We start from the raw sequence: 20,546 nt of genomic DNA on the forward strand, positions 1-20,546 counted from the left end.
ATGCGGGAGCAGGAAAACCATACTTCAGACTCCGCAACACGTACGACGCAAACCCGGCCTGCCGTAAGCGGCTTGCCGGCTGCACCGGCCTACGGCCGCCGCTCCGTGGCCGAGGTGCTGGGCAGCGCGGCAGCCAGCCTAGGTGTACCGGGCTTCGAGAACGTGCTGGACCTTCCGCAGGCCAAGCGCGTATGCGTGGTCCTGGCCGACGGGCTGGGACGCAGCCTGCTTAAGCAGAAGACCGCGCACACTCCCTTCCTCCGGGGCGTCCTGCAGCAGGGCCAGGGGGCTGTGCCCGTATGGCTGGATGCCGCCTTCCCTTCAACCACCGCAGCCTCCCTCGCCAGCCTCGGCACCGGACTCGCGCCCGGCCAGCACGGACTGGTGGGCTATGACGTCCTGGATCCGGCCCAGGACAAGGTGGTCAACATGCTGGGCAACTGGGATGCCGCCGTGGACCCGCAGCAGTGGCAGCCGTTCCCCACTGTGTTCGAGCGTGCCTCCGAACACGTCGCGGTCACCACCGTCAGCCTGCCGCAGTTTGGCGGGTCGCCCATGACCCAGGCGGCGCTGCGCGGCGGCACGTTCGTCTCCGGCACCACCTCGCACGCCCGCACGGCGGCGGCTGCCGAGGCCATGGCTGAGGCGGAGTCCGCCCTTATGTACTTCTACGTGAACGACCTGGACAAGGCCGGCCACCGGTACGGCGCGCAGTCGCCGCAGTGGGAGCACCAGCTCGAGGAGCTGGACGCCACGGTCAAGCGGCTGGATGCGTCCCTCCCGGCCGGAACCACTGTGCTGGTCACGGCCGACCACGGGATGCTGGACGTTGCTGAGTCACAGCGTCTCGACTACGCTGCGGATGCCGCCCTCGTGGACGGTGTCCGGCACACCGCCGGGGAACCGCGCATGGTGCACCTGTATCTTGAGGACGACGCCGGCGATGCCGCGACGGAGCGGCTCCTGGCGGCCTGGCGTGCCCGCTTCGGCGAGCGGATCTGGGCGTTCACCCGGGAGGAAGCCGTGGCTGCAGGGCTCTTCGGTACGGTGCGGCCCGAGGTCACGGGACGGCTGGGCGATGTGATGGTGGCCGCCCGGGACGCGCTGGCGTTCTACGACACGCGCCGGGTGCGTCCGACGGCCATGGAGGTTGTGGGCCAGCATGGTTCCCTGACCAAGGCCGAACGGGAAGTCCCGCTGCTCAGTTTCCAGGCTTCCGGCAGGACGGGCTCCGGCAAGACAGCAGGCCGCTGGGGATCCCGTGGCTGAGCTCGTCTTTTTCTCCGGAACCATGGACTCCGGCAAGTCCACCCTCGCCCTGCAGATGGACCACAACCACCGCGCCAGCGGTCGCGGCGGGGTGCGGTTCAGCCGCAACGACCGGGCCGGCGACTCCCGGATCTCCAGCCGCTTGGGGCTGCAGACCGAGGCCGTGGAAGTCCTCGACACCACGGACTTCTGGGACGAAGTGGTGCTCCGCCGCACCCAGGGGATTCGCGTGGACTACCTCATCTGCGACGAGGCACAGTTCTATTCAGCCGCCCAGGTGGAGCAGCTGGCACGCGTAGTGGACGAGATCGAGGTGGACGTCTTTGCCTTTGGCATTACCGCGGACTTCCGGACCCGCCTCTTCCCGGGTTCGCAGCGCCTGATTGAACTCGCGGATCGGGTGCAGGTCCTGCAGGTTGAATCGTTGTGCTGGTGCGGCCGGCGCGCCACCCATAACGCCAGGACGGTCGACGGCGTGATGGTCACCGAAGGCGCCCAGGTGGTGGTCGGCGATGTGGACATGGCCATTGATCCTGCGGCCGGCGATCCCGATGGCGACGCAGGCCATGTGCCGGTGGTGGGCTACGAAACGCTGTGCCGGCGGCACTTCATGCGCCGGGTCACCGCTCACGGCGCCAGCATTATCGCCCAGCAGGACCAACTGCTCCCGTTCGAGGTGGACGCCTGCCTGTGGCACGGTGCCACCGGAAGAGCCAGCGCCAGCGGAAGAGCCAGCGCCAGTGGAAGTGCCTGCAGCTAGTCCTCAGTCGCCGCGGGTGCCGAAGACGATTTCGTCCCAGCTGGGAACACTTGAGCGTTTCGGCCGGGATGGCTGCCGTTCCGGTTCGTCCCGGTCCTGATCGGCGCGGGACGTCCCCTGGCCGGGCTGTGGCCGTGTGCCTTCGGGGCGGTTCCCCTCCAAGCGGTTCCCTTCAAGGCGGCGGCGGGCATTGCCGCGGCCCAGGAGTTCGTCCAGCCCCGGGTTGGCAGGCGCCGTGCGGCCGGTAACCGGGGCGGGGGACTGCGCTGCCGGTGAGGCGGGCTCCTCAGGCTTGGCGGGACCGTGTTTTCCGGGGACGGGGTGACCCGGGACTATGGTGATTTCGCGCGTATGGGTGCTGACGCCGTCGTGAAGCTTCAGCGACTCGTCGTCGGTGTCCTCATGCCGGGGCACCAGGTTGAGGCGGGAAACCATCGAAGGCCGGCCGTCGCGGCGCCGGGCCAGCGTGAACTCCGCCGCCGGAGCCCCGGCGGCGCCGTCGTCGTTATTCTCCTGCAGTCCGGACTCCGGATCCTGTTCCACACCGTCCTGCTCAACAGAACCATCTGGATACGCAGAGCCGTCTGGATACGCAGAGCCGTCCGAAGGCGATTCGGCCTCTGTGCCTGCAGGCGCTTCCTCTGCCCGGGGGTGGGCGGCCGGGACACCGTTTGCCAGCAGCAGCGCCAGGGCGTCGTCGCTGTCCTCATCCACGCCAAGCCGCTGGCCGCGCCGCGAACGCAGCATGTCCAGCAGGCCGTCCGGGTCTTTCTGCTGCTCCAGGCCGGCGCCGATGCCGGTGCGGGCCGCCGCGTCCGCGTCGGTTTCGAAGTCGAACGGCCTGTCGGACACCGCGGAAAGCCGGCGGGCCGGCACAGGTCCGTCCAGCGGCTCCAGTTCGCTGAGCTGCTGGGCCCAGCGGTTCGCGTTCTGCAGGGATTTCCGGGTGGGGTTGAACGTCCACATCGCGGGAGGTTCCTCGCCAATGCTCGCGTGGCCACCGGGGGCAGCTTCAAACTTGGCCACCACGGTCCAGGTGCCGTCCGGCCGGCGCCATGAATCCCACTCCAGTGTGGAGGACTGGATGCCGTGGGCGGTGAGTCGGTGGGCCACCATGTCGCCGAGGGTGGCGGCGTTGTCGCCGAAAGCCGACCGGTAGACGTCGTGCCCCGGGGCCGGGGAGGCGACTTCCACCTTCTGGGCCTGCTGCGCAATGTACGCGCGTTCGGCCAGGACCGGCCCTTCGTAACGCTCGACCTTTTCCTGCGGCATGCCTGAGGCGGCGGCAACCTCGGCAGCGGTGGAACCGCTGCGGATTTTCGCCTGGATGTCGCGTGGAGACATGGCCACGGGGGCACCCGCGGACGGGCGCACAGAGGGCCGGCTGGCAGCCAGTCTGAGCGCCTCATTGATCGGCAGCCGGAACATTGCGCCGGCGGTGCCGCTTAACAGGAGATGCTCCCCGTCGTCGTGGACGCCTACAAGCCGTAGATCCTGCATACAATCCTCCACCCTGGCATTACTATCATTCGAAACTCTGCCACCCCGCGCTGTCTTTTCCCGTTAGGGCAGAGGGCGCGCCGCGAAATTCCGGGAGTTTTGGGCGGCTGGTGGGGGCCCGGGGGAGGCGTTTGTTCCGGCTATGGCTTTTCCGCGCAGCTTGGAGAAAAATGTGCCCACCGGGCACAAACCAGGTTCGTCCGGCGTTGTCCCGGATGAATCATTCGAGCGATTCGACGGAGTGTGAGCAGCAGGCCATGGCGACTGATTATGATGCGCCGCGGAAGTCCGAAGAGGACCTCAACGAGGACTCGATTGAGGAGCTGAAGACCCGCCGTGCCGAGAAACCCACGGCGGTGGTGGAGGAGGACGAGTCCGACCTCGCCGAAGGCTACGAGCTGCCGGGAGCCGACCTGTCCGGTGAGGAGCTGCTGGTCCGTGTCCTGCCCGCCCAGGCCGACGAGTTCACGTGTGCCTCGTGCTTCCTGGTCCGGCACCGCTCCCAGATCGCCCGCGAAAAGAACGGGCTGCTGTACTGCCGCGATTGTGAAGGCTAGCGCGATTGTGAAGGGTGACTGAGGCTACTTGCCGGCCAGCGCGGCGACGAGTTCTTCCGGACGCCGCGTGGAGGTCAGCCAGTACGGCGTGGGGTCCGACGGGTCGGCGATCTCGATCCTGACCACCGGGTCAATCCACCCCCGGATGCAGAGATAGGCCAGGCCGTTCAGGCGCGTGCCGCGCTCCGCCGTCGCTTCTTTGCCGCGGTACGCCGCTGCCGCGCCAATCAGGCTGCGTTCGATGCTGGCCCGGCCCACCTGAAGGGTGCGCGTGGTCACCGCCAGTGACGGCGTGGACAGGACCAGCAATACGGCTTCGATGGCGAACAGCACAGCGGCTGCCGTGAAACCGGCCGCCAGGCTGATGGGGGCGAAGACCAGGATGCCGGCTGATGCGATGCCCCCTGCAACCACCCAGATCCACGCGCCGGGCCACAGCTTTTCGGAGAAAATTACTGTCTCATCCGGTGAAGACGGGTTGCGGGCAGGGACGGCAGCGCTTGATTCGGGCATGCCCCCAAGCTTAGTGGCCAGTATGAGGAGAAGCCGCGCGGGCGATAGAGTGTGGGACTGTGACTGACGAATCTACGGCCATGACATCCCTTGCGCAGCAAGTCCCCACGGCGCAGCAGGCCCCCGCCACTGCCGCCGCGCAGCCGCCCAGGGCGGAGTTCGGAGCACCCACGGTGCAGGTGCAGCTGAAAATGCTTGACGACGGCCTGGAAGCTCCGTCGTACGCCCACCCCGGTGACGCCGGTGCGGACCTGCGGGCCCGCGAGGACGTGGTGCTCGAGCCGGGCGAGCGGCGGCTCGTTCCCACCGGTGTATCCATCGCCCTGCCGGATGGCTTTGTAGCCCTTATCCACCCCCGCTCGGGCCTGGCCACCAAGCACGGGCTCACGGTTGTGAACGCCCCGGGAACCGTCGACGCCGGATACCGGGGGGAGATCGCGGTGACCCTGCTCAACACCGACCGGGACCAGGCCATAGAACTGCGGCGCGGCGATAGAATTGCACAGATGGTGATCCAGCGCGTGGAGCACGCGCAGTTCATCGCCGTGGGGGAGCTGAACGACTCTGTCCGCGGTGCTGGCGGGTTCGGCTCCACGGGCGGGTTTGCCGTTCCGGGCACGTAGCGGCTCAACACCGGCTGGGCTGCACACCCGCCTTTCGGGGCGCGCGACATCATCACAACTAAGGAGACAACGCATGGTTTTTGGGCGGGGCAAGAAAGCCAAGAAGCAGGAATCGGCAGAACCGGAGGACGTCCAGGAGGACGCCACCCCGGATCCGGCCGGGAATGCTGCGGATGACCGCAGGGCCAACGGCCCCTTCGACGTCTCCGAGATCAGCAGCCGCGACGGCTATGTGGACCTCGGCGCCCTGCTCATTGCCCCTCGCGACGGACTGCAGCTCCGGCTTGAAGTCGAGGAAGCAACCCAGCGCGTCGTCGCCGTGACCATGGACCTTGAGGGGTCGAGCCTGCAGCTGCAGGCGTTTGCCGCGCCCCGCTCCGAAGGGCTCTGGGACGAGATCCGGGAACAGATCGGCCAGTCTGTCGGCGGCCAGGGCGGCCAGGTTGAGGAGATCCCGGGGGACTACGGCGTCGAACTCGTGGCCAAGCTGCCGGCGGGCGCCCCGGACGGCAGCCAGGGTTACCGCGTCGCCCGCTTCGTCGGCGTCGACGGCCCCCGCTGGTTCCTTCGCGGCGTATTCGGCGGCGAGGCCGCGGTGGACCGTGAAGCGGCTGCCGGCCTCGAAGACCTGTTCCGGAAGATCGTGGTCATCCGGGGCGAGAACCCCATGCCGCCGAGGGACCTGCTGCAGCTGCGCCTGCCCAAGGACGCCGCCGGATCCGTGCCCCCCGCAGCGCCGGACCTCCAGCAGCCCGAGCGCGGGCCGGAGATCACCCAGATTGGTTGATGCAGGCGGCCCGCAGGACCACGCGGTACCCATCCGCGGGCTGCCGGAGCGCGGGCGCGTCCTGTGCCACGGATTTATCGAGTCGGTGACCTACGCGCCCCCGTCAGAGGTGGCAGCCTTCACGGCCATCGTCTCGGACCACGACGCCCCGGTCACGGAACGGCGCGGGCGGCTGCGCGTCATCTGGCTGGGCCGCCGCCGCATTCCGGGGATCGACGCCGGGACGGAACTCAGGCTCGAAGGCATGCTGACCGTTAAGGAAGGCATGCCCACCATGTTCAACCCCCGCTACGAGACACTGTCTCGCCAGGAGAACCAATGACTTTGCCTGAGAACTCCGATTCGGGACCGGGCCGCGAGGAACCCAAGCCCACGCCCGAGAACCCGGGTTTTGCCGGGCTGACCGAGGACTACGCGTCCAAGGCAGGGCTGCACCGCACACACGACGGCCGCATCGACGTCCTGAAGAGCGCTGGCGGTTACCAGGGAATCGCCGAGAGCATCCTTCCCGGCCTGGTCTTCCTGGTCGCCTTCACCGCCACCACCGCACTGACGCCGTCGCTCATTGCCGCGCTGGGCACCGCCGCCGTCTTCACCGTGGTCCGGCTCGTGCAGCGCCGCCCGCTGACCCAGGCGCTGGCCGGCGTCGTCGGCGTGGGCATCTCAGCCTGGCTCGCCAACACCACGGGCAAGGCGGAGGATTTCTACCTTCCGGGTTTCCTGACGAACACTGCCTACATTGTGGCGATGGTCATCTCCATCGCCGTCCGCTGGCCGATCGCCGGACTGCTGTTCGGGTTCATCCGGAATGAAGGCCTGGACTGGCGCAAGGACCCGGTTCGGGTCCGCGCGTACCGGCTGGGCACGTGGATCATCGTCGGTGTGCTGGTGCTGCGCCTGTTGGTTCAGGTTCCCCTGTACCTGATGGGTCCGGACGGGTTGGCGGCGCTGGCCACCACCAGGCTCATCATGGGTGCGCCGCTGTACATCCTCGGCCTATGGATCGCCTGGCTCATCACGCGGCCGGCGGCAACGCCTGACGGTCAGCCGTCGAAGCCGTCGTCATCCAGCTGATCTGCGGTTGCCGGGCCTCCAGTCGCCCGGGCCGGGGTGGCCGGGGCGCCTTCCTCTGGCGAAAGGTCCGACGCCGGGACCTCGCCCCGTGCGCGCGCGTCGCCTGAGGCCTGCCCGTCGCCTGGGGCCTGCCCCTCGCCGGACCCGTGCCCGTCGCCTGAGCCCGGCGACAGCAGTTCGCGCAGCTGGTCCTCTGCTGCGATGGTGGTGACGAAAAACAGTTCGTCGCCACCGTCGATGACGTCGTCCCGGCTGGGCGTGATCGGTGCCTGGTCCCGCAGGATGGCCACCAGCGTGGAGTCCTCCGGCCAGTCGATGTCACCCACCGTCAGTCCGATGGCGTGGGAGTCATGCGGCACCGTGAATTCGACGAGGGATGACACGCCCGTCTGCAGGGTCAGGAGCCGCACGAGGTCACCGATCTCCACGGCTTCCTCCACCAGCGCCGTCATTAGCTGAGGGGTGTTCACGGCAACGTCCACGCCCCAGGAGTCGTTGAACATCCAGTCGTTCTTCGGGTTGTTCACGCGCCCCACCGTGCGCCCGATGCCGAACTCGGTCTTAGCCAGCAGCGAAACGACGAGGTTCACCTTGTCATCGCCCGTCGCCGAAACCACTACGTCCGCGTCCTCGAGCTTCGCGTCCTGCAGGGTGCTCAGCTCGCAGGCATCGCCCACCAGCCAGTGCGCCCCGCGCAGGCCGCTGCGCCCGATCACTTCGGGCTTGAGGTCAATGAGCAGGATCTCGTGCTTGTGGGACAGCAGCTCACGGGCAATCGAGGAGCCGACGCTTCCGGCCCCGACGATGACGACTTTCACTTAGGACTCCTTGGCGGGTGCTTTGGCGAGGATGTGGGCGACTTCGGACGACCGGTCCACCCGCAGCATGGCATGCACCGTATCGCCGTCCTGGTAGGAGGTGCCCGCGGCGGGCAGCATCCCCTCGCCGAACCTGGTCAGGTAGGCAACCCGGACGTCGGCCACCTTTTCGATGGAGGAGACCGGATGGCCCACCCATTCCGGGTGGAGGTCGAGTTCGGCCAGCACGAGGCGGCCGGACGGGTCGCGGAAGTCCCCGGCAAGGTGCTGTTCGGGAAGGATGCGGCGCAGGACCTGGTCGGCGCTCCAGCGCACCGCGGCCACTGTGGGGATGCCCAGGCGCTGGTAGATCTCGGCGCGGCCGGGATCGTAGATGCGGGCCACCACGTGCGGCACGTGGAACGTCTCGCGAGCCACCCTGGTTGCCAGGATGTTGGAGTTGTCGCCGCTGGACACGGCCGCAAAGGCGTAGGCATCTGCGACGCCCGCCTGCTTCAGGGTGTCGCGGTCAAAGCCGACGCCGGTGACTTTCCGGCCGGTGAAGCCCGAGCGGAGGCGGCGGAAGGCGCGGTCGTCCTGGTCGATGATGGCCACGGAATGGCCGGCGTCCTCAAGCGTGTGCGCCAAGGTGGCCCCGACGCGTCCACAACCCATGATCACGAAGTGCGCCACGCGTTCTCTCCTCAACTCTCGCCGACTGCTCCGTAAGACTCTACCGCCGGAAACCTGCCATGACATCGCGTGCGAATCAGACTAACTTTGTGTGGTGCTGACAATTCTGAATGCCGTGAAGCGCGTGCTGGTGGGAAGGCCCTTCCGGAACGACAGGATGGCCCACACCCTCCTGCCGAAGAGGATCGCGTTGCCCATCTTCGCCTCGGATGCGTTGTCCTCCGTGGCCTATGCCCCTGATGAGATTCTCCTCACGCTGGCACTGGCCGGCGTGAGCGCGGTGGCCATTTCCCCGCTCGTGGGCCTCGCCGTCATGGTGGTGCTGCTCACGGTGGTGGCGTCCTACCGGCAAAACGTCCACGCCTACCCTTCCGGTGGCGGGGACTACGAGATCGCCAACGAAAACCTGGGCAAGTACGCGGGGCTGACCGTGGCCTCCGCGCTGCTGGTGGACTATGTCCTGACCGTCGCCGTGTCCATGTCCTCCGCAGCCACCTACCTCACCACTGCCATCCCTTCGCTCCATGGGCAGCAGGCCATGATCGCCACCATCGGCGTCGTGATCCTGGCGCTCGTCAACCTGCGCGGCATCAAGGAAGCCGGCAGCGTTTTCGCGGTCCCGACGTACATCTTCATGGCCTCTATCCTGGGCATGACCGTCGTCGGAATTTTCCAGGCCGTGACGGGCCAGCTGGGCCAGGCGCCGTCGGCCGCGTTCACAATTGTCCCCTCACCCGATTTCGACCAGGGACTCGTGGGCCTGGCCGGTGCGTTCCTGCTCCTGCGCGCCTTTTCCTCCGGTGCCGCCGCCCTGACCGGTGTGGAAGCCATCAGCAACGGCGTGCCGAACTTCCAGAAGCCCAAGAGCAAGAACGCGGCAACCACGCTGCTGCTGCTCGGGATCATCGCCTCGGCCATGCTGGCGGGGATCATCTACCTGGCCAACGCCACCAAGGTGCACATCGTGCTGGACCCGGCCACCGAGTTCCTGCTCAACGGGCGGCCGCTGCCCGAGGGTTACATCCAGAATCCGGCCATCAGCCAGATCGCCCAGACCATCTTCGGCCCCGGGTCCATTCCGTTCTACATCGTGGTCGCGGCCACCGGCGTCATCCTCGTGTTTGCCTCCAACACTGCCTTCAACGGCTTTCCGGTGCTGGGCTCCATCCTCGCCCAGGACGGTTACCTGCCCCGGCAGCTGCGCACCCGCGGCGACAGGCTCGCCTTCAGCAACGGCGTGCTTGCCCTGGCCGCCGGGGCGCTGGTGCTCATCCTTTCGTTCAACGCGGACGTGACCAAGCTCATCCAGCTGTACATTGTGGGCGTTTTCATTTCGTTCACGGCCAGCCAGCTCGGCATGATCCGGCACTGGGGCCGTGAACTGAAACTGGCAAAGGACAAGGCCGTCCGACGCCGGATGATCAAGTCGCGCACCATCAACATGATCGGCTTCGGCATGACCGCCCTGGTGCTGGTGATCGTGCTCATCACCAAGTTTGAGCAGGGTGCCTGGATTGCCCTGCTCGCCATGTTCATCCTGTTCCTCATCATGTGGAGCATCCGCGCCCACTATGACAATGTGGCCAAGGAACTGGCGGTCGACGAGGATTCCTCGCCGCGCGCCCTGCCCACCCGCGTGCACGCCGTGCTGCTGGTGTCCCATGTGCGCAAGCCCGTGCTCCGGGCACTGGCCTACGCTCGTGCCTCCCGGCCGTCGCGGCTGGATGCCATCACGGTGGACATCAACGCCGAGGAAACAGCGCACACCCTCGCTGACTGGGAGAAACTGGAGATCCCGGTACCGCTGACCATCCTGGCCAGCCCCTACCGCGAGACGGTCACACCGATCATGGACTACATCAAGAACATGCGCAGGGACTCACCCCGGGACCTGATTGTGGTCTACATCCCCGAGTACGTAGTGGGTAAATGGTGGGAGCAGCTGGTGCACAACCAGACAGCCCTCCGCATCAAGACCCGGCTCCACTTTGAGCCGGGCGTCATGGTTGCCAGCGTTCCCTGGCAGCTCAAATCATCCGAAGAAGCCAAGAGACTGCAGGACATTCAATGAGCCCGGACACCCAGACCACTTCCACCGGACTCGAACTGGTTGTCGACGTCGGCCCCGTGGCCCATGGCGGTCACTGCGTGGCCCGCCACGAGGGCCGTGTGGTCTTCGTCCGCCATGGCATTCCGGGGGAGCGGGTGCGGGTCCGGCTCACCGACGCCGAGGAGCAGGCAAAGTTCTGGCGCGCGGACGTCGTGGAAGTCCTGGATGCTTCGCCGGACCGGGTGCCGCACTTCTGGCGGACCGCCGACTCGGCCAGCTCCTGGTCGCACGGGCGCCCGCCGGTCGGCGGCGCCGAACTTGGCCACGTGTCGCTGCAGCGCCAACGGAGCCTCAAATCGGAGGTGCTGGCCGAACAGCTCAGGCGGCTGGCCGCCGTCGAACTCTCCCCGGAGGTGGAAGCGGTCGGACCAGCAAACGCCGAAAAAACGGACGACGGCGGGGCCGGCCTTGCGTGGCGCACGCGCGCCAGCTTTGGCGTCACCCGGAGCGGCCGGCTCGGCATGCACGCCCACCGCTCCGACCAGGTGATTCCCGTCCAGGAAATGCCGCTGGCCGTCGACGGGATCAACGCCCTGCGGCTGTGGGACGTGGACCTTCAGGGCATCGAGCGGGTGGAGGTGGCCGCGCCCGCCAACGGCTCGCGGCCGCTCGTGCTGCTGGTCCCTGCCCCCGGGACCCGCGCCAAACGGCTGAACTCCATCCTGTCCCAGCTTCCCGCGGACGTGTCCGTGGCCAGTTACGATCCACTCAAGAATGAGACCCTGCAGCTCCGTGGCCGGACCTGGGTGCAGGAGTCTGCGGCCGGCCACGACTACCGGGTCACGGGTGCCGGGTTCTGGCAGATCCACCGCGATGCGCCGGAAACCCTGGTGTGTGCCGTCACCGGATTCCTGCACGACGGCGGGTTCCTGGAACCCGGCGCTGCGGTGGCGGATCTCTATGCTGGCGCGGGCCTGTTCACTGCCCCGCTGGCCGACGCGGTGGGGGAGACCGGGTCCGTCCTGTCGGTGGAGGGAGCCCCTGGCACCAGCCGGGACGCCCGGAAAAACCTGCACGGTTCGCCGCAGGTGGAGATTGTGCAGGGCAAGGTGGAACGGGTGCTGCGGCAGCGGCCGCGCCAGTTCGACGCCCTCATTCTCGACCCGCCGCGCGCCGGCGCGGGCAAGGCCGTGGTCAGCCAGCTGATTGACTCGAAACCCCGGGCAATCGCCTACGTTTCCTGCGACCCGTCGTCGTTCGCACGCGACATTGGTTACTTCCAGCAGGGCGGCTGGCAGCTGGCCGGGCTGCGGGCCTTCGACCTGTACCCGCACACGCACCATCTGGAGACCGTCGCACTGCTGACTCCCCGCGGGTGATGCCACTACTATGGGCCCTGTAGCCCCCGTCGCGCCCGTGTTCCCGGCTGACCATGCAGTTTGTTGCGACAGGCACTAATTAGGGTGCCCTAACTAGCAAGCGGTCAACCGCGCGACAAAGATGAAACTGTTGCGAGAGGAGTCCTGCGATGAGCACTGTGGACAGCTTCGGTTCAAAAGGCAAACTTGATGTTGCCGGAACCGAATACGAAATTTTCCGGTTGAACTCCGTTGAAGGTTCAGAAACCCTTCCGTTCAGCCTTAAGGTACTGCTTGAAAACCTGCTAAGGACCGAGGACGGCGCGAACATCACCGCCGATCACGTTCGCGCCCTGGCAGGATGGGACCCGAATGCCCAGCCCGACACCGAAATCCAGTTCACGCCCGCCCGCGTGATCATGCAGGACTTCACGGGTGTCCCCTGCGTGGTGGACCTTGCCACCATGCGCGAGGCAGTCAAGGAGCTCGGCGGCGATCCGAAGAGGGTGAACCCGCTTGCTCCGGCCGAGATGGTCATTGACCACTCCGTCCAGATCGATGTTTTCGGTAACTCCGGCGCACTGGAGCGCAACATGGAGATCGAATACCAGCGCAATGGTGAGCGCTACCAGTTCCTGCGCTGGGGCCAGACCGCGTTCGACGACTTCAAGGTTGTCCCGCCGGGAACCGGCATCGTGCACCAGGTCAACATTGAATACCTGGCCCGCACCATCATGACCCGCACCGTTGACGGCGCCCTGCGCGCCTACCCCGACACCTGCGTCGGCACCGACTCGCACACCACCATGGTGAACGGCATGGGTGTGCTCGGCTGGGGCGTCGGCGGCATCGAAGCCGAGGCGGCCATGCTCGGCCAGCCGGTTTCCATGCTTATCCCGCGCGTGGTTGGCTTCAAGCTCAGCGGCAGCATCCCTGCCGGTGCCACCGCCACCGACGTGGTGCTCACCATCACCGAGATGCTGCGCAAGCACGGTGTTGTGGGCAAGTTCGTGGAGTTCTACGGCGAAGGTGTTGCCGCGGTGCCGCTGGCCAACCGCGCTACCATCGGCAACATGAGCCCGGAGTTCGGCTCCACGGCTGCCATGTTCCCGATCGACGACGTCACCCTCGACTACCTGCGCCTCACCGGCCGGCCCGACGAGAACGTCGCCCTGGTGGAGGCCTACGCCAAGGAGCAGGGCCTCTGGCACGATCCGTCCCGCGAGCTGCGCTTCTCCGAGTACCTCGAGCTGGACCTCTCCACGGTGGTTCCCTCGATCGCCGGCCCGAAGCGCCCGCAGGACCGCATCGAGCTGACCGAGGCCAAGGACGAGTTCCGCCACGACCTCAAGAACTACGTCACCCATGACGCCGACGCCGGCTCGCTGGATGAGTCGCTGGAGGAATCCTTCCCGGCTTCCGACCCGCCCTCCTTCACCTCCGGCGCCACGCACGTGACCGACAGCGACCGCGTTCCGCCGAAGTACTCGGCCGCGCACGGTGCCGAAGGCCGCATCTCCACCCCCGTTGCCGTGAAGATGGAGGACGGCCGCGAGTTCGACCTGGACCACGGAGCGGTGACCATCGCGTCGATCACCTCGTGCACCAACACGTCCAACCCGTCCGTCATGCTTGCCGCCGCCGTGCTGGCACGCAATGCCGTGAACAAGGGCCTGACCGCCAAGCCGTGGGTCAAGACCTCCGTCGCCCCCGGTTCCAAGGTGGTCACCGACTACTACGAGAAGTCCGGCCTCACCCCGTACCTGGAGAAGCTCGGCTTCTACATCGTGGGCTACGGCTGCGCCACCTGCATCGGCAACTCCGGCCCGCTGGAAGCCGAGATCTCCGAGGCCATCCAGGCCAACGACCTCGCCGTCAGCGCCGTGCTCTCGGGCAACCGAAACTTCGAAGGCCGCATCAACCCGGACGTCAAGATGAACTACCTGGCCTCCCCGCCGCTGGTCATCGCCTACGCCCTGGCCGGTTCCATGGACTTCGACTTCGAGACCGACCCCCTGGGCAAGGACGAAGCAGGCAACGACGTCTTCCTGAAGGACATCTGGCCCAACCCGGTCGAGGTCCAGGAAGTCATCGACTCCTCCATCGACAAGGAGATGTTCGCCAAGGGCTACGAGGGCGTCTTCGAGGGCGACGACCGCTGGAAGGCGCTCGACACCCCCGCCGGTGACACCTTCGCCTGGGATGAGAAGTCCACGTACGTCCGGAAGCCCCCGTACTTCGAGGGCATGAAGGCCCAGCCGGAGCCCGTCCAGGACATCGCCGGTGCCCGCGTGCTGCTCAAGCTCGGCGACTCCGTCACCACGGACCACATCTCCCCGGCCGGTTCGTTCAAGTCCGACACCCCCGCCGGCCAGTACCTGCTGGCCAACGGCGTGGACCGCAAGGACTTCAACTCCTACGGCTCGCGCCGTGGCAACCACGAGGTCATGATCCGCGGCACGTTCGCGAACATCCGCATCAAGAACCAGCTCCTGGACGGCGTGGAGGGCGGCTTCACCCGCGACTTCACCCAGGCTGACGGCCCGCAGGCCTACGTCTACGACGCCGCACAGAACTACCAGGCAGCCGGCACCCCGCTGGTGGTCCTGGCCGGCAAGGAGTACGGCTCCGGTTCGTCCCGTGACTGGGCAGCCAAGGGCACGGCACTGCTGGGCGTCAAGGCCGTCGTCGCCGAGAGCTACGAGCGCATCCACCGCTCCAACCTCATCGGCATGGGCGTTCTTCCGCTGCAGTTCCCGGCCGGCGAGTCCGCTGCCACGCTGGGCCTGACGGGCACGGAAACCTTCGCTGTGGAGGGCGTCACCGCCCTGAACGAAGGCACCACGCCCAAGACCCTCAAGGTCACCGCCACCGCCGAGGACGGCTCCACCAAGTCCTTCGACGCAGTGCTCCGCATTGACACCCCGGGTGAAGCGGACTACTACCGCAACGGCGGCATCCTGCAGTACGTTCTGCGCCAGATCTCCGCCAACTAGCGGGGTTTAGCCGGGCCAGCCCCGGTAAGCAGTGCGATGAGGCCCCGGCCGGTCAGCAGACCGGCCGGGGCCTCTGCATTGCTGCCAGCGCGGAGGCGCTACAGTTAATAGGCATGTCTACAGCCGAAGGAGGGGCCGTTGGGAATCTTGGAGACCATCCGGAATCCGCAGGACCTGAGCAAGTTGTCCGCGGCGCAGCTGGATCAGCTGGCCGCCGAGATCAGGGAGTTCCTGATCGGCAACGTCTCCCAGACGGGAGGGCACCTGGGTCCCAACCTCGGCGTCGTCGAACTGACCATGGCGGTGCACCGGATCTTCGATTCGCCCCGCGACAGCATCGTCTTCGACACCGGCCACCAGTCGTACGTGCACAAGCTCCTCACCGGGCGGCACGACTTCAGCACCCTCCGCCAGCAGGGTGGCCTGTCCGGCTACCCGGACCGCGCTGAATCGGAGCACGACATCGTCGAGAGCTCCCACGCCTCATCCTCGCTGTCCTGGGCCGACGGCATTTCCCGCGCCCGCCAACTGACGGGTGACGGCGACCGGTACGTCGTCGCCGTCGTCGGGGACGGTGCCCTCACCGGCGGCATGGCCTGGGAAGCCATCAACAACATCGCTGCGGACAAGAAGCGCCGCGTCGTGATTGTCGTGAACGACAACGGCCGCTCCTACGCACCCACCGTCGGCGGCTTTGCCGACTACCTGGCGTCCCTTCGCCCCACCATCGATTCACTCCGTGCCGCCCCCGCCTACGAAGGCGCCCTGGACTGGTGGAAGAAGAAGCTCCAGAACGGCGGCCCCGCCGGCCAGTTCACCTATAAGAGCCTGCACGCCATGAAAAAGGGCATCAAGGACTGGTGGGCACCGCAGGGCATGTTCGAGGACCTGGGCATGAAGTATATCGGCCCGGTGGACGGCCACAACCTCCAGGCCATGGAACACGCACTGTCCACCGCCAGGAACTACGCCGGCCCGGTCATCGTGCACGCCATGACGGAGAAGGGCCACGGCTACGCGCCGGCCCGCGCGCACGAAGCGGACCAGTTCCACGCCGTCGGAATCATCGATCCCGAAACCGGCGAGCCGGCCGAAGCCGGCGGCGCCAAATCCTGGACGTCGGTCTTCGCCGATGAAATCGCCGACATCGCCGATGAGCGCAAGGACATTGTCGGCATCACCGGCGCCATGCTCATTCCCGTTGGGCTGCACAAGTTCGCGGCACGGCACCCGGAACGCGTGTTCGACGTCGGCATCGCCGAACAGCACGCCCTCACCTCCGCGGCGGGCATGGCTTTCGGCGGGCTGCACCCGGTGGTCGCCGTCTACGCCACCTTCCTCAACCGCGCCTTCGACCAGCTCCTGATGGACGTTGCCCTGCACAAGGCCGGCGTGACGGTTGTCCTGGACCGCGCCGGCGTCACCGGTCCGGACGGTGCAAGCCACCACGGGATGTGGGACATGGCCATGGTGCAGATCGTTCCCGGGCTCCACCTGGCCGCGCCACGCGACGCCACAAGGCTGCGCGAGGAGCTCCGCGAAGCCGTTGCCATCGAGGACGCCCCCACTGTCATCCGCTATTCCAAGGGAACCGTCGGCGCCGAGGTCGAGGCCATCGAGCGGCTGGCCGACGGCGTGGACGTGCTGTCCCGCCGCCCGGCCGGATCCACCGAGAACGATGTCCTGATCGTCAGCGTGGGCGCCATGTCCGAGCTGGCCCTGAACGTCGCCAACCGGCTGGGCGCCCAGGGCATCAGCTCCACTGTCGTGGACCCGCGCTGGGTGCTCCCGGTCAGGAAGTCGATCATCGCCCTGGCCGCCAGGCACCGCCTGGTCATCTGCATCGAGGACGGCGTCCGGGCCGGGGGAGTCGGGTCCAGGATCCGGCAGGAGATGCGCGCCGCCGGCGTGGATACCGCCCTGAACGAGGTTGGCCTGCCGGTCGAGTTCCTGGACCACGGCAGCCGGAGCCAGGTGCTGGAGCGGGTGGGCCTCACCGCCCAGCAGATCACCCATGACGTCGTCGCCCAGGTTCTCGGGACCAAGGTTCCGTTCGCCCGTCCGCTGCCCGGTCAGGAACACCCCACCACGGGAAGCCTGCCGAAACTGTGAGGGAGCCCGATTCCCTTCAGCCAGGCGAACTGGTGGTGTCCCGGAACCGCAAATGGGACGGCTCGGCACACTGGGTGGTTCCCGGCAGGTACCTCGGCGAGGACCAGCATGGCTGGTGGATTTTCCAGCCGGCCAATGAGTTCTGCTCCCGCCCCGGGGCCGCCTTCTACACGGCATCCGACGTCGTGCTCCTGGTTCCGCGGACCGGGGAGTTCGTGGTCACCTTCTACGACGACACCTACCCGGGCGACTTCCGCGTCTACGTCGATCTGGCCACCGGCCACGAGTGGCGCAGGATCAAGCCAGGCGTGACGGAATTCCATGTCATCGACATGGACCTCGACGTGATCCGCTCGGTGAAGCGCGGCGTGTTCGTCGACGACGAGGACGAGTTCGCCGCGCACCGGCTCCGCATGGAGTATCCTGAGACGCTGGTGCGCGCCATGCAGGCTGAGCGCGACGCCCTGTTCCTTGCCGTCAAGGGCCAGGATGCTCCCTTCGACGGCATCGACACCAGCTGGTTTACGAGAGGACGGGCATGAGCGGAATTATCCGGGTCTACAAGCGCGACGACGAAGGGGCCCTGCTGTTCCGGGAAGCCTGGTACGACGAGGACTACAGCCAGTTCGTAATGAACCACGGCGCCGTGGGCCACCAGAGCAAGACCCAGGAAACGGACGTGCCGGATGCCGAGGCCGCCGAACGCCTGATGGACGCCTTCGAGATGGCATGCACCGAGGACGGCTACGCCGAGATTCCGGATGAGGAGCAGTACTGGGTGGTTGCCCAGTACGCACTCAAGACCAGGGAAGGCACCAGCCGCGACCGATACCTGGAGGAAAAGGCGAAGGATGCACTTTCCGGCCACCTGGCCTGGCGCGGCCTGGGCATTGTGGACCGCTCGGAATTCAGCGACGCCAAGCTCAACATCTTCTGCCTTTGCCCGGACGTGAACAAGGCCGTGAACGCGATCAAGGTCTGCATCCGCGGCGAGGACCTGGACTTCACCAAGCTGAGCATTGGAGCCGCCCCTTTCAGCGACCCCTCGGCCCTCAAGCTCAAGCATTCACCCAAGCAGGCGACCAGCTTCACCCTCTAAAGCAGTTCAGCACCTCAAGCAGTCACAGCACAGGAAGGCAGAACGTCATGACGAAGAAGTCAGCCCAGCCGGGACGCACGCCGCTTCCGCGGGGCCTCGCCTCGCCCGACCGCAGAATCCTCGCCCATTCCGGGGTGGAGTCCCTTGAGCAGCTGGCGCAGTTCGGCCGGCGCCAGCTGGCAGCGCTGCCGGGCATCTGCCCGCGAACCCTGGCCCAGCTCCAGGATGCGCTGGAGGAGCACGGACTGGAGTTCGCCTCAGCCTGAGCAGATTCCGAGGAGACGGCCGGAATGACCGGCCGCGAAGGGTGGCCTCTGCGCCGTTATAGGGTGATTCCATGACTGAATACCGCCGTCTTGGAAAATCCGGACTGACCGTCTCCGTCGTGGGCCTCGGCTGCAACAACCTGGGCCGGGCAAACACGGTGACCGAAACGCAGGAGGGCACGGATGCCGTCGTGCATGCCGCCCTCGACGCCGGGGTGACGCTCTTCGACGTCGCCGACACCTACGGCCGCGAACCGGGACTCAGCGAAACGATGCTCGGCAAGGCACTGGGGGCCAGGCGGGACGACGTCGTGGTGGCCACCAAGTTCGGCATGGACATGCGCGGAGCCAACGGCGAAGACTTCGGCGCCCGCGGTTCGCGCCGCTACGTCATCCGTGCCGCGGAGGCCTCGCTGCGCCGGCTCGGCACCGACTATATTGACCTGTACCAGTTCCACACGCCCGACCCCCTGACGCCGATCGAGGAGACCCTCGACGCGCTAAATGACCTCGTCACCAGCGGCAAGGTGCGCTACATCGGCCACTCGAACCGCGCCGGCTGGCAGATCGCCGAGGCCGAATTCGTGGCCCGCGCCCGCGGCGGTGCCCGGTTTGTCTCCGCGCAGAACCACTACAACCTCCTGGACCGCCGCGCTGAGCAGGAGGTCACCCCGGCGGCGGAGGCCTACGGGCTGGGTGTGCTGCCCTACTTCCCATTGGCCAACGGCCTCCTGACCGGCAAGTACGCGCAGGACCAGGCCCCGGAAGGTTCACGGCTCAGCCACACGCGGACCAACCTGGTGCACGACGCCGACTGGCAGCAGTTGAAGGCGTTCAGCGCCTTCGCTGCCGCCCGCGACCTGACAGAAGTGCAGGTGGCCTTCTCCTGGCTTGCGGCGCAGCCGTCGGTCAGCAGCGTGATTGCCGGCGCCACCCGTCCGGAGCAGGTCCGGCAGAACGCCGGGGCGGTGGCCTGGGTGCCGGACCGGTCCGAGCTTGACGAACTGGATGCCATCTTTCCACAGACCCCCAAGGTGGCCCTGTTCTGATGCCGTCCATCCTCATGGATGTTGACACCGGGATCGACGACGCCCTCGCGCTGGTCTACCTGCTGTCCCGGCCGGAGGTCCGGATCGAGGCCATCACATGCACTGCCGGCAATGTGGGTGCCCGCCAGGTGGCACTGAACAACCTCGCCCTGCTGGAACTCTGCGGCCGGGCAGGGATTGAAGTTGCCGTGGGCGCGGAAGTGCCGCTGGAGATCCCGCTGGTCACCACCGAGGAAACCCACGGCCCGCAGGGGATCGGCTATGCCGAGCTGCCGCTGCCGAAGCAGGAGATTTCACCGCGGCATGCCGTGGACGTCTGGGTGGAAACGGTCCGTTCACGCCCTGGTGAGATCACCGGGCTCATCACCGGGCCCCTGACGAACTTCGCCCTTGCCCTGCGGGCGGAACCCGACCTTCCCAAACTGCTCAAGCGGCTGGTCATCATGGGCGGCTGCTTCAACTACCAGGGCAACACAACGCCGACGGCGGAGTGGAACGTTTCCGTGGATCCGCACGCGGCCGCGGAAGTCTTCGCCGCTTACAGCGGCCTTCCGGAGGAGAGCCTTCCGGTGGTGTGTGCGCTCGAGACCACGGAACGCATCGAGCTGCGGCCCGAGCACTTGCAGCGGCTCGCGGAGGCTGCCGGAACTGAACCCGAACTGGTGCTGCCCGAACAGCCGGAGGGCCAGCGCAGCCGCTCCAGCAACCCGCTGGTCGCGTGCCTCTCGAATGCCATCCGGTTCTACATGGAGTTCCACCGGCTGTACGACCAGGGCTTCATCGCACATATGCATGACGCCTTCGCCGCCGCTGCGGCCATCGGGCGGACGCCGTACGGCACGCGGCCGGCCACGGTGCACGTGGAAACGGAGGCGCCCCGCCTCGTCGGGACCACTGTCGCCGACTTCCGGGGCATCTGGAAGGAGCCGTCCAATGCCAGGATCGTCACCTCGAACGACCCTGCGCAGTGCTTCGACGAACTGATCTCCTCGGTGGGCGCGCTGGCCTCCGCGGTGGGGAAGCGGCCGTAGCACGCCGTGCCC

General features: G+C 67.1%; 20 protein-coding genes. 16 read left to right on the plus strand and 4 right to left on the minus strand.

Annotated features, from left to right (window positions below):
- Together QFZ23_RS09385 and QFZ23_RS09390 are read left to right on the plus strand one after the other, a co-directional pair.
- Positions 1-1,269, plus strand: coding sequence for an alkaline phosphatase family protein (locus tag QFZ23_RS09385; RefSeq protein ID WP_306922380.1), 1,269 nt, complete (start codon positions 1-3; stop codon positions 1,267-1,269).
- Positions 1,262-2,029 (plus strand): thymidine kinase, encoded by a 768-nt coding sequence (locus tag QFZ23_RS09390; RefSeq protein WP_306922381.1) that lies wholly within the window; start codon positions 1,262-1,264, stop codon positions 2,027-2,029. Before QFZ23_RS09385 ends, QFZ23_RS09390 begins: the two co-directional genes overlap by 8 nt.
- Positions 2,030-2,032: 3 nt before the next feature.
- Here QFZ23_RS09390 and sepH read toward each other — a convergent pair whose 3' ends face one another.
- Positions 2,033-3,529 (minus strand): septation protein SepH, encoded by a 1,497-nt coding sequence (gene sepH, locus QFZ23_RS09395; RefSeq protein WP_306922382.1) that lies wholly within the window; start codon positions 3,527-3,529, stop codon positions 2,033-2,035.
- 257 nt (positions 3,530-3,786) lie between these two features.
- Between sepH and QFZ23_RS09400 the strand changes: the two genes are divergently transcribed.
- Positions 3,787-4,086: a DUF4193 domain-containing protein gene (locus tag QFZ23_RS09400; protein WP_306922384.1), complete on the plus strand. Its 300-nt coding sequence runs from the start codon at positions 3,787-3,789 to the stop codon at positions 4,084-4,086.
- Between the two features lie 24 nt (positions 4,087-4,110).
- Here QFZ23_RS09400 and QFZ23_RS09405 read toward each other — a convergent pair whose 3' ends face one another.
- Complete coding sequence (locus QFZ23_RS09405) at positions 4,111-4,599, minus strand: DUF3093 domain-containing protein (protein ID WP_306922385.1); 489 nt, start codon at positions 4,597-4,599, stop codon at positions 4,111-4,113.
- 59 nt (positions 4,600-4,658) lie between these two features.
- Here QFZ23_RS09405 and dut point away from each other — a divergent pair, with 59 nt between their 5' ends.
- The 4 genes from dut to QFZ23_RS09425 all read left to right on the plus strand — a co-directional run bounded on the left by dut (position 4,659) and on the right by QFZ23_RS09425 (position 7,083).
- Positions 4,659-5,222 carry a dUTP diphosphatase gene (gene dut, locus QFZ23_RS09410; RefSeq protein ID WP_306922387.1) on the plus strand — a complete coding sequence of 188 codons (564 nt, stop codon included), beginning with the start codon at positions 4,659-4,661 and terminating at the stop codon, positions 5,220-5,222.
- A 73-nt stretch (positions 5,223-5,295) separates the two neighbouring features.
- On the plus strand, positions 5,296-6,009 hold the full coding sequence (locus tag QFZ23_RS09415; protein WP_306922388.1) for a DUF3710 domain-containing protein: 714 nt from the start codon (positions 5,296-5,298) through the stop codon (positions 6,007-6,009).
- A complete protein-coding gene (locus QFZ23_RS09420; RefSeq protein WP_306922390.1) occupies positions 6,002-6,331 on the plus strand; it encodes a hypothetical protein in 330 nt (109 codons plus the stop codon). Before QFZ23_RS09415 ends, QFZ23_RS09420 begins: the two co-directional genes overlap by 8 nt.
- Positions 6,328-7,083, plus strand: a complete 756-nt coding sequence (locus QFZ23_RS09425; RefSeq protein ID WP_306922392.1) for a DUF3159 domain-containing protein — start codon at positions 6,328-6,330, stop codon at positions 7,081-7,083. The genes QFZ23_RS09420 and QFZ23_RS09425 overlap by 4 nt, the downstream gene beginning before the upstream one ends.
- Here QFZ23_RS09425 and QFZ23_RS09430 read toward each other — a convergent pair.
- Both QFZ23_RS09430 and QFZ23_RS09435 read right to left on the minus strand, forming a co-directional pair.
- On the minus strand, positions 7,053-7,901 hold the full coding sequence (locus QFZ23_RS09430; protein ID WP_306922394.1) for a potassium channel family protein: 849 nt from the start codon (positions 7,899-7,901) through the stop codon (positions 7,053-7,055). The genes QFZ23_RS09425 and QFZ23_RS09430 overlap by 31 nt on opposite strands.
- Entirely contained in the window at positions 7,902-8,573 is a 672-nt protein-coding gene (locus QFZ23_RS09435) for a potassium channel family protein (protein ID WP_003801606.1), read from the minus strand.
- Between the two features lie 94 nt (positions 8,574-8,667).
- On the opposite strand from QFZ23_RS09435, the gene QFZ23_RS09440 reads away from it, so the two are divergent.
- From QFZ23_RS09440 to QFZ23_RS09480, 9 genes are all read left to right on the plus strand, one after another.
- Complete coding sequence (locus QFZ23_RS09440) at positions 8,668-10,644, plus strand: APC family permease (RefSeq protein WP_306926772.1); 1,977 nt, start codon at positions 8,668-8,670, stop codon at positions 10,642-10,644.
- Positions 10,641-12,002, plus strand: coding sequence for a class I SAM-dependent RNA methyltransferase (locus QFZ23_RS09445; RefSeq protein WP_306922396.1), 1,362 nt, complete (start codon positions 10,641-10,643; stop codon positions 12,000-12,002). The genes QFZ23_RS09440 and QFZ23_RS09445 overlap by 4 nt, the downstream gene beginning before the upstream one ends.
- 149 nt (positions 12,003-12,151) lie before the next feature.
- The gene (locus QFZ23_RS09450; protein ID WP_306922398.1) at positions 12,152-14,977 is read left to right on the plus strand and encodes an aconitate hydratase; all 2,826 of its coding nucleotides are present in this window, start codon (positions 12,152-12,154) and stop codon (positions 14,975-14,977) included.
- Positions 14,978-15,115: 138 nt separating this feature from the next.
- Positions 15,116-17,089 (plus strand): 1-deoxy-D-xylulose-5-phosphate synthase, encoded by a 1,974-nt coding sequence (gene dxs, locus QFZ23_RS09455; protein ID WP_306922400.1) that lies wholly within the window; start codon positions 15,116-15,118, stop codon positions 17,087-17,089.
- Positions 17,086-17,631 (plus strand): DUF402 domain-containing protein, encoded by a 546-nt coding sequence (locus tag QFZ23_RS09460; RefSeq protein ID WP_306922401.1) that lies wholly within the window; start codon positions 17,086-17,088, stop codon positions 17,629-17,631. The genes dxs and QFZ23_RS09460 overlap by 4 nt, the downstream gene beginning before the upstream one ends.
- Positions 17,628-18,188 carry a hypothetical protein gene (locus QFZ23_RS09465; protein WP_306922405.1) on the plus strand — a complete coding sequence of 187 codons (561 nt, stop codon included), beginning with the start codon at positions 17,628-17,630 and terminating at the stop codon, positions 18,186-18,188. The genes QFZ23_RS09460 and QFZ23_RS09465 overlap by 4 nt, the downstream gene beginning before the upstream one ends.
- 47 nt (positions 18,189-18,235) lie before the next feature.
- Positions 18,236-18,454 (plus strand): hypothetical protein, encoded by a 219-nt coding sequence (locus QFZ23_RS09470; RefSeq protein WP_111903495.1) that lies wholly within the window; start codon positions 18,236-18,238, stop codon positions 18,452-18,454.
- Between the two features lie 71 nt (positions 18,455-18,525).
- Positions 18,526-19,503 (plus strand): aldo/keto reductase, encoded by a 978-nt coding sequence (locus QFZ23_RS09475; RefSeq protein WP_306922408.1) that lies wholly within the window; start codon positions 18,526-18,528, stop codon positions 19,501-19,503.
- Positions 19,503-20,534 carry a nucleoside hydrolase gene (locus QFZ23_RS09480; protein WP_306922410.1) on the plus strand — a complete coding sequence of 344 codons (1,032 nt, stop codon included), beginning with the start codon at positions 19,503-19,505 and terminating at the stop codon, positions 20,532-20,534. Before QFZ23_RS09475 ends, QFZ23_RS09480 begins: the two co-directional genes overlap by 1 nt.
- Positions 20,535-20,546 lie beyond the last annotated feature (12 nt).

This window comes from Arthrobacter globiformis, from assembly GCF_030818015.1.
In the GTDB taxonomy this organism is placed as follows: Bacteria; Actinomycetota; Actinomycetes; order Actinomycetales; family Micrococcaceae; genus Arthrobacter; species Arthrobacter globiformis_C.